The sequence below is a fragment of the Pseudomonas sp. xss_4 genome, assembly GCF_043104125.1.
Classification (GTDB): domain Bacteria; phylum Pseudomonadota; class Gammaproteobacteria; order Pseudomonadales; family Pseudomonadaceae; genus Aquipseudomonas; species Aquipseudomonas parafulva_B.
Genome location: NZ_JBICKJ010000093.1, coordinates 13,680 through 27,656, shown reverse-complemented (window position 1 = coordinate 27,656; position 13,977 = coordinate 13,680). Strand labels below are relative to the sequence as shown.

General features: G+C 62.3%; 14 protein-coding genes and 1 tRNA gene. 11 read left to right on the top strand and 4 right to left on the bottom strand.

Features of this window, described 5'->3' with window-relative positions:
- Positions 1-6: 6 nt before the first annotated feature.
- Together nicD and nicC are read right to left on the bottom strand one after the other, a co-directional pair.
- Positions 7-813 carry an N-formylmaleamate deformylase gene (gene nicD / locus ACF8GB_RS20795; protein ID WP_392474924.1) on the bottom strand — a complete coding sequence of 269 codons (807 nt, stop codon included), beginning with the start codon at positions 811-813 and terminating at the stop codon, positions 7-9.
- Entirely contained in the window at positions 810-1,958 is a 1,149-nt protein-coding gene (gene nicC / locus ACF8GB_RS20790; protein ID WP_392474923.1) for a 6-hydroxynicotinate 3-monooxygenase, read from the bottom strand. Before nicC ends, nicD begins: the two co-directional genes overlap by 4 nt.
- 326 nt (positions 1,959-2,284) lie before the next feature.
- Between nicC and ACF8GB_RS20785 the strand changes: the two genes are divergently transcribed.
- The 4 genes from ACF8GB_RS20785 to ACF8GB_RS20770 all read left to right on the top strand — a co-directional run bounded on the left by ACF8GB_RS20785 (position 2,285) and on the right by ACF8GB_RS20770 (position 8,116).
- Entirely contained in the window at positions 2,285-3,337 is a 1,053-nt protein-coding gene (locus tag ACF8GB_RS20785) for a 2,5-dihydroxypyridine 5,6-dioxygenase (protein WP_058603434.1), read from the top strand.
- A gap of 69 nt (positions 3,338-3,406) precedes the next feature.
- Positions 3,407-3,883 carry a MarR family winged helix-turn-helix transcriptional regulator gene (locus ACF8GB_RS20780; protein WP_058603435.1) on the top strand — a complete coding sequence of 159 codons (477 nt, stop codon included), beginning with the start codon at positions 3,407-3,409 and terminating at the stop codon, positions 3,881-3,883.
- A gap of 199 nt (positions 3,884-4,082) precedes the next feature.
- The gene (locus ACF8GB_RS20775; protein WP_196127703.1) at positions 4,083-4,556 is read left to right on the top strand and encodes a (2Fe-2S)-binding protein; all 474 of its coding nucleotides are present in this window, start codon (positions 4,083-4,085) and stop codon (positions 4,554-4,556) included.
- Positions 4,553-8,116: a molybdopterin cofactor-binding domain-containing protein gene (locus tag ACF8GB_RS20770; RefSeq protein ID WP_392527593.1), complete on the top strand. Its 3,564-nt coding sequence runs from the start codon at positions 4,553-4,555 to the stop codon at positions 8,114-8,116. The genes ACF8GB_RS20775 and ACF8GB_RS20770 overlap by 4 nt, the downstream gene beginning before the upstream one ends.
- 2 nt (positions 8,117-8,118) lie before the next feature.
- On the opposite strand, the gene ACF8GB_RS20765 is transcribed toward ACF8GB_RS20770, so the two are convergent.
- The gene (locus tag ACF8GB_RS20765; protein ID WP_167339623.1) at positions 8,119-8,757 is read right to left on the bottom strand and encodes a TetR family transcriptional regulator; all 639 of its coding nucleotides are present in this window, start codon (positions 8,755-8,757) and stop codon (positions 8,119-8,121) included.
- A gap of 216 nt (positions 8,758-8,973) precedes the next feature.
- A tRNA-Ser gene (locus tag ACF8GB_RS20760) sits at positions 8,974-9,061 on the bottom strand.
- Positions 9,062-9,194: 133 nt separating this feature from the next.
- Here ACF8GB_RS20760 and ACF8GB_RS20755 point away from each other — a divergent pair.
- From ACF8GB_RS20755 to ACF8GB_RS20725, 7 genes are all read left to right on the top strand, one after another.
- Complete coding sequence (locus ACF8GB_RS20755) at positions 9,195-9,866, top strand: Bax inhibitor-1/YccA family protein (RefSeq protein WP_023534840.1); 672 nt, start codon at positions 9,195-9,197, stop codon at positions 9,864-9,866.
- Between the two features lie 225 nt (positions 9,867-10,091).
- Positions 10,092-11,471, top strand: a complete 1,380-nt coding sequence (locus ACF8GB_RS20750) for a nucleobase:cation symporter-2 family protein (protein WP_058637906.1) — start codon at positions 10,092-10,094, stop codon at positions 11,469-11,471.
- A 68-nt stretch (positions 11,472-11,539) separates the two neighbouring features.
- On the top strand, positions 11,540-11,932 hold the full coding sequence (tusD, locus tag ACF8GB_RS20745) for a sulfurtransferase complex subunit TusD (protein ID WP_058637907.1): 393 nt from the start codon (positions 11,540-11,542) through the stop codon (positions 11,930-11,932).
- Positions 11,933-12,292: a sulfurtransferase complex subunit TusC gene (gene tusC / locus ACF8GB_RS20740; protein ID WP_196185307.1), complete on the top strand. Its 360-nt coding sequence runs from the start codon at positions 11,933-11,935 to the stop codon at positions 12,290-12,292. It begins immediately after the preceding gene.
- Positions 12,292-12,588: a sulfurtransferase complex subunit TusB gene (tusB, locus tag ACF8GB_RS20735; protein WP_196185306.1), complete on the top strand. Its 297-nt coding sequence runs from the start codon at positions 12,292-12,294 to the stop codon at positions 12,586-12,588. The genes tusC and tusB overlap by 1 nt, the downstream gene beginning before the upstream one ends.
- Complete coding sequence (locus ACF8GB_RS20730) at positions 12,585-12,920, top strand: TusE/DsrC/DsvC family sulfur relay protein (protein ID WP_196185305.1); 336 nt, start codon at positions 12,585-12,587, stop codon at positions 12,918-12,920. The genes tusB and ACF8GB_RS20730 overlap by 4 nt, the downstream gene beginning before the upstream one ends.
- Positions 12,917-13,918, top strand: a complete 1,002-nt coding sequence (locus tag ACF8GB_RS20725; protein ID WP_392527592.1) for a glycosyl transferase family protein — start codon at positions 12,917-12,919, stop codon at positions 13,916-13,918. Before ACF8GB_RS20730 ends, ACF8GB_RS20725 begins: the two co-directional genes overlap by 4 nt.
- Positions 13,919-13,977 lie beyond the last annotated feature (59 nt).

The following is a 13,977-nucleotide window of genomic DNA, read 5'->3' as shown; positions in this document are numbered from 1 at the left end:
GCTCCTTCAGGCAACGGATCGGTCGAGGAAAAGGCCGAATGCGGCAAAGAAACCATCGAGATCGTCCCACGGGATCATGTGGCCAGCGTTGGCAACCTGTACGACCTGAATGTCTGGCTTGAGCTCACGGATTTCATCGATGTCGCACGGCTCGATCACCCCGCCGCGCCCAGCCACCATCAACAACGCCGGTTGGCGTACGGCGGGCAGATACTGATGGATGTCCACCTCGTGAAAGTCGTCGAAGGCCCGCACGATCGCAGGCTCGTAGCAGGTGTGCAGCCACTCGGCCCTGAGCGCCAGCTGCTCGTCGCTCCAGGTGGCGCAATAGGTGCGCATGTCCTCGCCACTCATACCCAGGCTGGCCTGGCGAATGGAGTCGACATACCAGGGCAGCTTGCTTGGGTAAGCGCGGCGCCCTGGCCCGGATACCGGTGGGTCGACCAACACCAGCTTCTGCAGGCCTGGCGCGCCGTTGGCAGCGGCACGAATCGCAAACCGTGCGCCCATCGAGTGGCCGATCAGGTGATAACTGTCCAGGCCCAGCGCGGCGGCAAAGGCGGGAATGTCGCTGGCACAGGCATCGGTGCCATAGTCCAGATCAGGGCCACTTGATGACAAACCGCGCCCGCGTGCATCCAGTACGTAGGTATCGAAGTGCTGGCCGAGGCGCTCGGCGACGAACCCCCAGGTAATCGCCGGGCTGGTGATCCCCGGCACCACGATCAGCGCATGCCCCTTGCCGCCATAGCGCAGGTAATGCTGACGGATGCCATTGGCGCTTACATGACCGCCGTTGAGGAAGGTAGTCATGCGGCCTCCCCGCTCTTGAGCGGCTGGCCATAGAGGTCATAGCCGTATACCCAGGCCGGATCCTCCTGCGTATAGAGCCAAGTGTTGGCGTTGGACACCGACTGCACCTGCGAGGCTCGCTCTTTACGGTTGGCCTCGTACAGGGCAAAGGCGGTGCGGTGGTCCGACAAACCGGTCTCCTGCAAGCAGCGGGTCAACATGGCCGCATCCTCGATGGCCATGCAGGCGCCTTGGGCCATGTGCGGTTTCATCGGGTGACAGGCGTCGCCGAGCATCACCAGACGCCCACGGCTCCAGAGCGGCAGCGGGTTGCGGTTGCGCAGCGGCCACTTGGTGATCGATTCGGTAGCATCGATCAGCTTCTGGACGGTGGGGTGATAGCCCTCGAAGGCAGCGCGCATTTCTTCCTGGCTGCTGTCCACGTAGGCGCCCTGGAAGTCCCACGCTTCGTGGGGCACACCGGTCACGAAGTAGTATTCGTCGCGCTTGGCCGTGGTGTAGTAGACCATCATGTGCCGGTCTTCGGACCACCACTTGACGCAAGGCTCGAATGCGTCGGCATGCTGCGCCAAGTTGACCCCACGAATCAACGCCCGGTGCGCCACCCAGCCGCTGTAGTTCGGCGCTTCGGCGCCCAACAACTCTTCGCGGATCTTGGAGTGGATGCCGTCGGCTCCGATGACGATGTCCGCGACCGTGTGGGTGCCATCGGCGAAGTCCAGACGCACCTGATCACCCGCGTCGATGATCTTTTCCAGGCGCTTGCCGAAGTGCACGGTGCCGGGCTTGATGGCGTCGATCTGCAGCGCATGCAAGTCCCCCCGGTGGATGGTGATGTAGGCCGCCCCGTATTCGCGGCGAGCATGCTCACCCAGTGGGATACGCGAGAGGTAATCGCCGCTCTGACCGTCGCGGCTGAACCAGAAGTCCGGGTGCGAGCCCATCAGCTCCAGCCTCTGTTCCAGCCCCATCCGCCGAAAGATCTTCATGACGTTGGGGCCGATGTGGATACCGGCACCCAGGCGGGTGAACGCCGGGGCCTGTTCGTACACCTCCACATCGAAGCCGGCCTGCTGCAGCAACGTTGCCGCTGCCGCCCCACCTAAACCCGCGCCGACGATTGCGATTTTTTGGCTTCCCCGCATGGAGAGTCTCCTGTTGTTCTGATGTGTGGCAAGCGGCATGGCCGCGAGTCATTTACAGCGTATACACTTTAAATGGCTCTTAGGAATAGGCCCATGAAAATATTTTCAAACAAGCGATCGAAACTCAAAAAGATCATAATGTTACCGATTAATGGGGGATTGGGTTGAATGGTAACGTTCTAAAGATCACTTGCGTCAATCCAATGAATGCGTTTTCATCAAACCAGTTATGGTGTACACACTATTGTTTTGCACCATGACAAAGCGTCGAGCACTGCGATGGTGCACCGCTTTATTCCGCCAGAGACTGCCTAGGAGAAACCACGATGCCGGTGAGCAATGCACAATTGACCCAGATGTTCGAGCACGTACTGAAGCTGTCCCGAGTGGACGACACCCAGAGCGTTGCCGTCCTCAAGAGCCATTACTCCGATCCGCGCACGGTCAATGCCGCGATGGAAGCGGCGCAGCGACTAGGGGCGAAGGTCTACGCCGTGGAATTGCCGGCATTCAATCACCCCACCGCCATGGGCCGTGACATGACCGCCTACTGCGGCGATACGGCACTCACCGGCAACCTGGCGGCACAGCGCGCGCTGGAGGCCGCCGACCTGATCGTCGACACGATGATGCTTCTGCACTCCCCCGAGCAGGAGCAGATTCTCAAGACTGGCACCCGCATTCTGCTGGCAGTGGAACCCGCCGAAGTGCTGGCGCGCATGCTGCCCAACGAGGACGACAAGCGCCGGGTACTGGCTGCCGAAACCCTGCTCAAGCAGGCGCGCAGCATGCATGTGCGATCCAGGGCCGGCAGCGACTTCCATGCACCGCTCGGCCAGTACCCGGCAGTCACCGAGTACGGCTACGCCGACGAGCCAGGGCGTTGGGATCACTGGCCCAGCGGGTTCCTGTTCACCTGGCCGAACGAGGACAGCGCCGAGGGCACGCTGGTCCTGGATGTAGGCGACATCATCCTGCCGTTCAAGAACTATTGCCGTGAGCGCATCACGCTCGAGATTGAAAAGGGCTTCATCACCGGCATTCATGGCGGCTTCGAGGCCGAGTACCTGCGCGACTACCTCAAATACTTTAACGACCCTGAGGTCTACGGCATCTCGCACATCGGCTGGGGCTTGCAGCCGCGCGCCCAGTGGACTGCCATGGGCCTGCACGACCGCAACGACGGGATGTGCATGGATGCCCGCGCGTTCTACGGCAACTTCCTGTTCTCCACGGGCCCGAACACCGAAGTGGGCGGCAAGCGCAAGACCCCTTGCCACCTGGACATCCCGCTGCGCAATTGCGATATCTACCTGGACGATCAGGCCGTGGTCATGGCCGGGGACGTGGTCGCGCCCCAGCAATCACTGGCGCGATAACAGTTATACTGGCCGGGCGCTCCGCTATTGGCGGCCGGCCAGCTCCTTTCCACCAGCCCAAGCCCTCCCATGCCGAACAAGACTTCCCCCAGCAGCCCCCTCCACGACACCGCCCCTTACGACGTTACCGAACAGGTGGGCCACTTACTGCGCAAGGCTTATCAGCGGCACACGGCGATCTTCCAGCAGCAGGCGTGCGACCCACAGTTGACCTCCATTCAATTCGTCACCCTGTGCGCCCTGCGCGACCATGGCCCCAGCTCTCAGGCCGAGTTGATCAAGGCCACGGCCGTGGACCAGGCGACCATTCGCGGCATCGTCGAGCGCCTGAAAGCCCGTGAACTGGTACAGCTCTCGCCAGACCCGGGAGACCGGCGCAAGGTGATCGTCACGCTCACCGACAGCGGTGCGGCATTGCTCGATGCGATGATCCCTTGCGCCCGGCAGATCAGTGAACTGAGCATGGGCAGCCTCAATGCCGCTGAGCGCGTGGCCATCTTGTACCTGCTGCGCAAAATGATCGACAGCGACGACGGCGCGGCCTGAGCAGCATCACGGCTGGAAAGCCCCCTCGTCTTACGCCCTGCCTGAGCCACCGATTCAGTGAGCTCATTGCCCCTGCCCTGCTCATCCGTATCCCTGGCCTGCTTCTTGCTCATTCATTTCATGTAGTGAGTACTTACCGAAATGCACGCCACCTGTGGGTGCTTCGGTAGCGCAAGTCACCTCCAGAGATGAGCCCATCATGCAAACAACCCTCTGCCTGCAGGTCAACGGCCAGTCGTTCGACGTCGACGCCCCGCCTGAAACGCCCTTGCTGCTGATCCTGCGCAACGACCTGTGCCTGAACGGCCCCAAGTACGGCTGCGGCCTGGGTGAATGCGGCGCGTGTACGGTGATCATCGACGGCGTGGCCGCTCGCTCCTGCATCATCCCCCTGGCCGGGGCCGTCGGCCGCGAGATCACTACCCTCGAAGGGCTGGGCTGCAAGCGTGCGCCGCACCCTGTGCAGCAGGCGTTCATCGACGAGCAGGCAGCCCAATGCGGCTACTGCATGAACGGCATGATCATGACCGCCACGGCCCTGCTCGATCGAATCCCCCAGCCCAGCGATGAGCAGATTCGCAACGAACTGTCCGGCAACCTGTGCCGCTGCGGCACCCACGTCGAAATCCTGCGCGCCGTGCGCCGCGCCGCCGACACCCGGAGGAAAGCATGAACCACTCGCAACAGGTGCCCAGCCGTGACCAACTGCTGGCCAAGACCGGCGTGCTGCTGATCGTCGATCAGATCACCCCGCCTTCCGGCCCGGTGGCCAAGGGTGTAACGCCCGTGACCCGGGAGCGCGAACTGGCGCTGTTCATCGCCGTCTGCGACGACGGCAGGGTCTATGCCTTCAATGGCCACGTCGACCTGGGTACCGGTATCCGCACCTCGCTGGCGCAGATCGTCGCCGAAGAGTTGAACCTGCGCATGGACCAGGTGCACATGGTGCTGGGCGATACCGAGCGGGCGCCCAATCAAGGCGCGACCATCGCCAGCGCCACCCTGCAGATTTCAGCCGTGCCCTTGCGCAAGGCTGCGGCGACTGCACGCCGTCATTTGCTGCAACGGGCGGCGCTGCGCCTTGGGTGCGAGCCCGCGTCGCTGCGTATCGAAGAAGGCACGGTAATCACCAACGACGGCAACACGCTGAGCTACGCCGAACTGGTAGCGGGTGAAAACCAACAGTTGCACATTGCCGAGGATGCGCCGCTCAAACCCATCGAAGACTACACGTTGGTCGGGCGCAGCACCGCCCGCGTGGACATTCCCGGCAAGGCCACCGGTGAACTGACCTACGTTCACGACATGCGCCTGCCCGACATGCTGCATGGGCGAGTGATCCGTCCGCCCTATGCTGGCCACGACAGCGGCGACTTCGTGGGCAACAGCCTGCTGGCCGTCGATGAATCATCCATTGCCCACGTACCGGGCGTCGTGGCGGTGGTCGTGATCCGCGATTTCGTCGGCGTGGTTGCCGAGCGCGAGGAGCAGGCCATCCGGGCTGCTCAGGACCTGAAAATCAGCTGGAAGCCCTTTACCGGCAAGCTGCCCGACCTGAGCGATGTAGCCCAGGCCATCCGCAACAACCCAAGGGTTCAACGCACGGTGCTGGACCAAGGCGATGTCGATGCCGGCCTTGCCAATGCCAGCCAGCGCCTGAGCCGTACCTATTTATGGCCGTATCAGCTGCATGCTTCGATTGGCCCATCGTGCGCGCTGGCCGACTACACGCCTGGGCAGATCCGCGTGTGGTCCGGCACCCAGAACCCACACCTGCTGCGCGCTGATCTGGCCTGGCTGCTGGCCTGCGGCGAGGAGCGCATCGAAATCATCCGCATGGAGGCTGCCGGTTGCTATGGCCGCAACTGCGCCGACGACGTCTGCGCCGACGCCGTGCTGCTGTCGCGCGCCGTGCAACGCCCTGTGCGGGTACAGCTGACCCGCGAGCAGGAACACGCCTGGGAACCCAAGGGCACAGCCCAACTGATGGAGATCGACGGCGGCCTGAACGCCGATGGCAGCGTGGCTGCCTATGACTTCCAGACCAGCTACCCGTCCAACGGCGCGCCTACCTTGGCCCTGCTGCTCACCGGGGCGGTGGAACCCGTACCGGCCCTGTTCGAAATGGGCGACCGCACGTCGATTCCACCCTATGACTACGAGCACATGCGCGTGACCATCAACGACATGACGCCGCTGGTGCGCGCTTCGTGGATGCGCGGCGTATCGGCCATGCCCAACAGCTTTGCCCACGAGTCCTATATCGATGAGCTGGCGTTCGCAGCGGGTGTCGATCCGGTGGAATACCGCCTCAAGCACTTGTCCGACCCACGTGCCATCGACCTGGTCAAGGCTACCGCCGCGCGCGCCGACTGGCAGCCGCATACCCAGCCCATGCAAAGCCAGGGCGAAGGTGACGTGCTGCGCGGGCGCGGCTTTGCCTACGCGCGCTACATCCACAGTAAATTCCCAGGCTTTGGCGCCGCGTGGGCGGCCTGGGTGGCTGACGTAGCCGTTGACCGGCGTACCGGTGAAGTCGCCGTCACCCGCGTGGTGATCGGGCATGACGCCGGGATGATGGTCAACCCCGAGGGCGTGCGCCACCAGATCCACGGCAATGTCATCCAGTCCACCAGCCGGGTGCTCAAGGAGCAAGTCAGTTTCGAAGAGTCGACCGTGGCCAGCAAAGAATGGGGCGGCTACCCGATCCTGACCTTCCCTGAGCTGCCTGCCATCGACGTGATGATGCTGCCGCGTCAGCACGAAGCACCGATGGGCAGCGGCGAATCGGCTTCGGTACCCAGTGCCGCTGCCATTGCCAACGCCATCTTCGACGCCACCGGGATCCGCTTTCGCGAGCTGCCGATCACCGCCGAACGGGTGCGCGCCGCCCTGGGTGGCGATGGCCAGGGGCCTGGGCCATCGACTCCGACGCAGCCTGCAAATAAACGTTCAAAGTGGTGGTTCGGCGGCTTGGCCGGGGTGTTGGGCGCAGCCCTGGGCATGCTTGCCACCGCCCTGCCATGGCGCAGTGAAATCGCACCGGTTACCCCGCCCGGCGCTGGCAGCTGGAGCGCCGCGATGCTCGAGCGCGGGCGCCAGGTGGCTGCGGCCGGCGATTGCGCCGTGTGCCATACGGTCAGCGGTGGCAAGGTCAATGCCGGCGGTCTGGCCATGCAGACGCCCTTCGGCACCCTCCACACCACCAACATCACGCCCGATCCGGAAACCGGCATTGGCCGCTGGTCATTCGCCGCCTTCGAACGGGCCATGCGTGAAGGCATCAGCCGTGATGGCCGTCACCTGTATCCCGCGTTTCCCTACACCTCGTTCAGCGCCATCAACGATGCCGACATGCAAGCACTGTATGCCTACCTGATGTCGCAGCCTCCGGTACGCCAGCAAGCGCCCGCCAACCAGATGCGCTTCCCGTTCAACCAGCGACCGCTGATGGCTGGCTGGAACGCCCTGTTTCTGCAGCGCGGGGAATACCAGCCAGACCCGCAACGCAGCGCTCAGTGGAACCGCGGCGCCTACCTTGTCGATGGCCTCGGCCACTGCACGGCCTGCCATTCACCGCGTAACCTGATGGGCGCCGAGAAAGCTGGCAGCAGCTACCTGGCCGGAGGGATGGTCGATGGCTGGGAAGCACCGCCCCTCAATGCGCTGGGCAAATCAACCACCCCGTGGACTGAAGACGAGTTGTTCAACTACCTGAGTACTGGGTTTTCTGAAAAGCACGGGGTGGCGGCAGGCCCCATGGGCCCGGTGGTCAGCGAGCTGGCGACGCTGCCCAAAAGCGACGTGCGTGCCATCGCCCACTACCTCAGCTCACTCGATGGCGAGCCTCAGCCGCAGGCGGCCAAGGCCCCGCAGCCGGCTGAAACCCACGTGTCATTGAGCAATGGCGAACGCGTGTTCAAAGGCGCCTGCATGGCCTGCCACAGCGATGGACAGGGGCCGAAACTGTTCGGCGTCAGCCCGTCGATGGCGGTGAACAGCAACGTTCACAGCGAGCTGCCAGACAATCTGCTACGGGTGATACTGCACGGCATCCCTACCCCAGCTACCCGCGACCTGGGCTACATGCCGGGCTTCAAGGACAGCTTGTCGGACCGCCAGATAGCCGATCTTGCGGCATACCTGCGCCAGCGTTTTGCAGGTGACAAGCCCGCCTGGCCAGGGCTCGCCGCCAAGGTCGCGCAGGTGCGCGCCAACCCAGGCAGCCATTGAAGTCACAGGCGCAGGCCGCGCAGGACAAGGTCGCTGATGAAGGCCAACCAGTCGGCCTTGGCCTTGGGGTCAGCCAGGTCCACTGCCAGGAACGAACTGAGCGTATGGCGGTTGGAGTTGTAGAAATAGCAGAGCGAAGCAATCATCAGGTAGGCGTGGGTAATGTCGATGTCGTCACGAAACAGGCCCTTCGCCTGGCCCGCGTCGATGATCGGCCGCAGCACGCCAACCGCCTCGCCCGACAAGGCCTTGAGGTTCTGCGACTTGCGCGCATGCTCGCCTTGGTGAAGGTTCTCGGTCGCCAGTAGGGTGACGAATTCGGGGTGTTGCACGTAGTAATCCCAAATGAATGCCACCAGCGTGCGCACCGCCTGCTCAGGGTCGGCCAGGTCCAGTTGCAGCCCGGCTTCGGCCTGGTTGAAGCTGGCATAGATGTGCTCCAGCACACTGATGAACAGCTTTTCCTTGTTGCCGAAGTAGTAATAGATCATTCGGTCGTTGGATTTGGCCAGGGTGGAAATCTGCTCGACGCGCCCACCAGCGAAGCCTTCCCGGCTGAAGACCTGTACGGCCGCCTTGAGGATGTTGTCTCGGGTGCGGTCGGCCTGTTGGGCACGGATACCGGTTTTGCGCGTTGGCATGGGGGTCTCTGTGAGGCTGGCGAGGGGAACCACACTGCCACATTAGGGGGGGTGTTGCGTAGTTTTTCGGCGAGGGGATCGGTGCGAGCGAGGGAGGGAGGTGTTACTCAAATGCTGCGATTGGCAAACGGCGAACACTGGCAAGGCTTGGTCAAAAGCCGGAAACCGGCCTGACACAAAAAAGCCCTGATAAATCAGGGCTTTGATGAAGAATAGTGGCGGAAGCGTAGAGATTCGAACTCTAGGATAGTTGCCCATCGACGGTTTTCAAGACCGTTGCCTTAAACCACTCGGCCACGCTTCCAGCTGCTTTGCGGCCGCCATAATACCGGAATGAAACACGCTGTCAAACTCTCTGTGTCGCGGCTTGCAGGAGCTCTGGTAGACTCCTACCATCTTCGACGTTTCATATCACAGGTTCACCAAGGAGTGTCGCCATGCGCGAACAGGATTATGCCGTACATCACGGCCAGCAGGTCGAGCAGCAGGAGATCAGCAAGGTCCTGCGCAACACGTACAGCCTGCTGGCACTTACCCTCGCATTCAGCGGCCTGATGGCCTTCATCTCACAACAGATGCGGTTCGCCTACCCGAACGTGTTCGTCGTGCTGATCGGCTTCTATGGCTTGTTCTTCCTCACCGCCAAGCTGCGCGACTCGGTGTGGGGCCTGGTTTCCACCTTCGCCCTCACCGGTTTCATGGGCTTCATTCTCGGCCCTATCCTCAATCGCTACCTGGGTATGAGCGGCGGCGCCGAAGTGGTCAGTTCGGCCTTTGCCATGACGGCGCTGGTGTTCGGTGGCCTGTCGGCCTACGTGCTGATCACCCGCAAGGACATGAGCTTCCTCAGCGGCTTCATCACCGCAGGCTTCTTCGTCCTGCTGGGTGCGGTCGTGGCCAGCTTCTTCTTCCAGATCAGCGGCCTGCAACTGGCCATCAGCGCCGGCTTCGTGCTGTTCTCGTCGGTATGCATCCTGTTCCAGACCAGTGCCATCATCCACGGTGGTGAACGCAACTACATCATGGCGACCATCAGCTTGTACGTTTCGATCTACAACCTGTTCATCAGCCTGCTGCAGCTGTTCGGCATCATGGGTCGTGACGACTGAACCAACGTGTGTCCAAAGAAGCCCGCTTACGCGGGCTTTTTTGTGCCTGCGTTTTTTACCGAACTTGCACGGTTTGAAAGCGGTACTGCGCCCATACTTATTGACCTAAAGGTCAGGTAACAAAGGCGCTGATCGTCGAACAGGCGGCTAACCGGTATTCCCCTACCGTATTCCCTATTCTGCCCGTAGAATGCGCTCCTTTTTATAGACGGGCAGCGCTGCGCAATGAGCTCACAGGAACACAGCCCAGGTGCAACAGCGCCTGACAACGAACTGGTACTGGGTCTGGAAGACAAGCCACGGCTGCTCATCGGCTTGCTGGCAGCGCTGCAACATCTGCTGGCGATCATTGTGCCGATCGTCACCCCTGGCCTGCTGATCTGCCAGGCGCTGGGCGTCTCGGCCCGGGATACCAACCTGATCGTGTCCATGTCTCTGGTCATCTCCGGCATCGCCACCTTCATCCAGTGCAAACGCTTCGGCCCTTTCGGTGCCGGCTTGCTGATCGTGCAAGGCACCAGCTTCAACTTCGTCGGCCCGCTGATTGCTGGCGGGGCCTTGATGGTCAAGCAAGGCACACCTGTAGAAGGCGTCATGGCCGCCATTTTCGGCGTGGTCATTGCAGGCTCATTCGTCGAGATGGGCGTCTCGCGCATCTTGCCCTTCGTCAAACGGCTGATCACCCCGCTGGTGACCGGCATCGTGGTGCTGATGATTGGCCTGACGCTGATCAAGGTCGGCCTGATCAGCATGGGCGGTGGTTTTGGCGCCATGGCCAACGGGACCTTTGCCAACGGCGAGAACCTGCTGCTGTCAGGCGTGGTACTGGCGATCATCGTCATCCTCAACCGCATACCGGTGGTCTGGCTGCGCAGTTGCGCCATCGTCATCGCGCTGGCGGCGGGCTATGCCCTGGCCGGCTATCTGGGCCGCCTGGACTTCACCGGCATGCACGAGGCCGCCCTGTTCCAAGTGCCGACACCCTTGCACTTTGGCCTCGGTTTTTCCTGGGCACTGTTCATCCCGATGCTGGTGATCTACCTGGTGACCTCTCTGGAGGCCATCGGTGATGTAACCGCCACCAGCAAGGTCTCGCGCCAGCCCGTGGAAGGCCCGGTGTGGATGCAGCGCATCAAGGGTGGCGTGCTGGTCAACGGCGCCAACTCACTGCTGGCTGGCGTGTTCAATACGTTCCCAAGCTCAATCTTCGCCCAGAATAACGGCGTCATTCAGCTGACCGGTATCGCCAGCCGTCACATCGGCGTTTGGATTGCGGGGATGCTGATACTGCTGGGCTTGTTCCCCAGTGTTGCCGGGGTGATCCAGGCGGTTCCAGAGCCTGTGCTAGGCGGCGCGGCCATGGTCATGTTCGGCGCAGTGGCAGCCTCGGGTATCAATATCCTGGCTAGCACCCGGCTCGATCGCCGCGCATTATTAATCATCGCCGTATCGCTGGCCTTGGGCCTGGGCGTGGCGCAGGTACCCGAATTCCTTGCCCATATGCCAGCGGCGATTCGCAACGTGATGGAGTCAGGAGTTGCTACCGGAGGCATCTGTGCCTTGGTACTCAACTGGTTCCTGCCCGAGGGCAAGGAAAAGCCCTGACTACCACAGGCCTGCAGCAGCCAGGCCTTTTTGTTTATCATGGCGCGATTCCATAGCACGAGTTCGCCATGAAATTTGCTATCGCGGTGTTTTCCCCCGCACAGGCACCCGCTTCCCGCCGGGCGCTGCGCTTCGCCGAGGCAGCGCTGGCTGCGGGGCACGGCATCACCCGCTTGTTCTTCTACCAGGACGGGGTGCACAGTGCATCGTCCAACGTGGTAGCCCCTCAGGACGAACAGGACATTGCGCAGCAATGGCGCACGTTCGTTCAGGCCAATCAGCTCGATGCAGTGGTGTGCATCGCCGCCGCCCTGCGTCGTGGCGTACTGGACGAACGCGAAGCCAGCCGCTATCAACGCCCTGCCGTGAATCTGCAGCAACCCTGGGAACTGTCCGGGCTTGGTCAGTTGCATGAAGCGGCGCAAACGGCCGACCGGCTGATCTGCTTTGGAGGCGATTGAATGGCCAAGTCCATGTTGATCATCAGTCGCCAGGCGCCCTGGAGCGGGCTGTCTGCCCGCGAAGCGCTGGATATCGTCCTGGCCGGCGGCGCCTTCGATCTGCCGCTGGGCGTGCTGTTCCTGGACGATGGCGTGTTCCAGCTGGCCTGCGACCAGCACCCCGCCGCCCTCGAGCAAAAAAACCTGGCTGCCAACCTGCAGGCACTGCCCATGTTCGGCGTAGACGCGTTGTATGCCTGTGGCCACAGCCTGGCACGGCGCGGTATGACGCACGCAAGCCTTGGCCTGCCGGTAGAGGTACTTGACGATGCGCAGCTTGCGGCCTTGATCGCACAGTTCGACGAAGTGGTGACGCTCTGATGACAACCTTGCATGTAATAGCCCACTCCCCGTTTGGTGACGAACGCCTTCACAGCTGCCTGCGTTTGCTCGGCAGCGAAGACGCCGTGCTGCTGTGTGGCGATGCGGTCTACGCCCTGCTCCCAGGCAGCGAACCGTTGCGTTTGCTGGAGCAGGCCCAGTTGGTCGGTCGCCTCTACGCCCTGGAGGAAGACATTCAGGCCAGGGCCATTGCGCCCTCGCTGGCAACGACGGTCGACTACCCAGGCTTCGTTGCGCTGTCCTTTCACCATGACAAGGTCAACAGCTGGTTATGAACACGCTCGATATCGAAGGCAAGGCCATTGCCCTGGACAAGGACGGCTTTCTGGTCAACCTTGAGGATTGGTCACCGGCCACCGCGCAAGGCTTGGCTACCCGCGAAGGCATTGACCTGACGCCTGACCACTGGGAAATCCTGTCATTGCTGCGCGCGTTCTACCAGGAGTATCAGCTCTCGCCCGCCACGCGCCCCCTGATCAAATACGCAGCGCTCAAGCTAGGCCCGGAAAAGGGCAATAGCGCCCATCTCAATCGCCTGTTCAATGGCACTCCCGCCAAACTTGCCTCCAAGCTGGCGGGCCTGCCCAAGCCGACCAATTGCATATGACCAGCCTACGCCCGCTTACCCTGGAAACCCCCGCTGAACACCCCTTCGCCGAGTACGTGCGCATCCTCGGCAAAGGCAAGCGTGGCGCGCGCGGCCTGACACGCGAAGAAGCCCGCGCCGCCATGACCTTGCTGCTTGAGGGTAAAGTCGAAGACGCGCAGCTGGGCGCCTTTCTCATGCTGCTACGGCACAAGGAAGAGAGCGCAGAAGAGCTCGCTGGCTTCACCGAAGCGCTGCGCGCGCACCTGCAAGCGCCTGCCATTGCCGTGGACATCGACTGGCCGAGCTATGCCGGCAAGAAGCGCCATCTGCCCTGGTACCTGTTGGCCGCCAAGTGCCTGGCCGGCAATGGGGTGCGTATCCTGATGCACGGTGGCGGTGCGCACACCGCAGGCCGCCTGTACAGCGAGCAACTGCTCACGCTGCTGCACATTCCCCTGTGCCGCGACTGGCAGGCCGTCAGTGAGGCCTTGGACCATCACCATCTGGCCTTCTTCCCGCTGCAGGACTGGGCGCCTGAACTTCAGCGCATGATCGACCTGCGGAACATTCTGGGCCTGCGCTCGCCGATCCATTCCCTCGCACGGGTGCTGAACCCGCTCGGCGCACGCTGTGGCCTGCAGAGCATCTTCCACCCGGGTTACCAGGCCGTACACCGCGAGGCCAGTCGCTTGTTGGGCGATCATGCGATCGTGATCAAGGGTGATGGTGGCGAAATCGAGGTGAACCCGGATGTGCTCAGCCATCTCTACGGCACCACTGACGGCAAAGCCTGGGACGAAGAATGGCCTGCCCTGAGCGAGCGGCGCCACGTCAAGCCGGCAACGCTTGAGCCTGAGCACATGCTGGCCTTCTGGCGAGGTGAGGTTGAAGACAGCTATGCCCAAAAAGCAGTGCTGGCCACCATGGCACTGGCGCTTCGTGGGTTGGGGCAAGACCGCGAGCAGGCGTTTGCCCGCGCGCAAGCGTGGTGGGCTGATCGCAATCGATCGATTTAACCGATCATACCGCCCCACTCTTTGCGCTATTGCTTCGAACGTCTTTCTCTAGACTGGGC

Coding starts and splice junctions, on each gene's coding strand:
- ACF8GB_RS20730 (WP_196185305.1), top strand. CDS start 12,585: ATGAACACGCTCGATATCGAAGGCAAGGCCATTGCCCTGGACAAGGAC.
- tusB (WP_196185306.1), top strand. CDS start 12,292: ATGACAACCTTGCATGTAATAGCCCACTCCCCGTTTGGTGACGAACGC.
- tusC (WP_196185307.1), top strand. CDS start 11,933: ATGGCCAAGTCCATGTTGATCATCAGTCGCCAGGCGCCCTGGAGCGGG.
- ACF8GB_RS20755 (WP_023534840.1), top strand. CDS start 9,195: ATGCGCGAACAGGATTATGCCGTACATCACGGCCAGCAGGTCGAGCAG.
- ACF8GB_RS20775 (WP_196127703.1), top strand. CDS start 4,083: ATGCAAACAACCCTCTGCCTGCAGGTCAACGGCCAGTCGTTCGACGTC.
- tusD (WP_058637907.1), top strand. CDS start 11,540: ATGAAATTTGCTATCGCGGTGTTTTCCCCCGCACAGGCACCCGCTTCC.
- ACF8GB_RS20765 (WP_167339623.1), bottom strand. CDS start 8,757: ATGCCAACGCGCAAAACCGGTATCCGTGCCCAACAGGCCGACCGCACC.
- nicC (WP_392474923.1), bottom strand. CDS start 1,958: ATGCGGGGAAGCCAAAAAATCGCAATCGTCGGCGCGGGTTTAGGTGGG.
- ACF8GB_RS20780 (WP_058603435.1), top strand. CDS start 3,407: ATGCCGAACAAGACTTCCCCCAGCAGCCCCCTCCACGACACCGCCCCT.
- ACF8GB_RS20770 (WP_392527593.1), top strand. CDS start 4,553: ATGAACCACTCGCAACAGGTGCCCAGCCGTGACCAACTGCTGGCCAAG.
- ACF8GB_RS20785 (WP_058603434.1), top strand. CDS start 2,285: ATGCCGGTGAGCAATGCACAATTGACCCAGATGTTCGAGCACGTACTG.
- nicD (WP_392474924.1), bottom strand. CDS start 813: ATGACTACCTTCCTCAACGGCGGTCATGTAAGCGCCAATGGCATCCGT.
- ACF8GB_RS20750 (WP_058637906.1), top strand. CDS start 10,092: ATGAGCTCACAGGAACACAGCCCAGGTGCAACAGCGCCTGACAACGAA.
- ACF8GB_RS20725 (WP_392527592.1), top strand. CDS start 12,917: ATGACCAGCCTACGCCCGCTTACCCTGGAAACCCCCGCTGAACACCCC.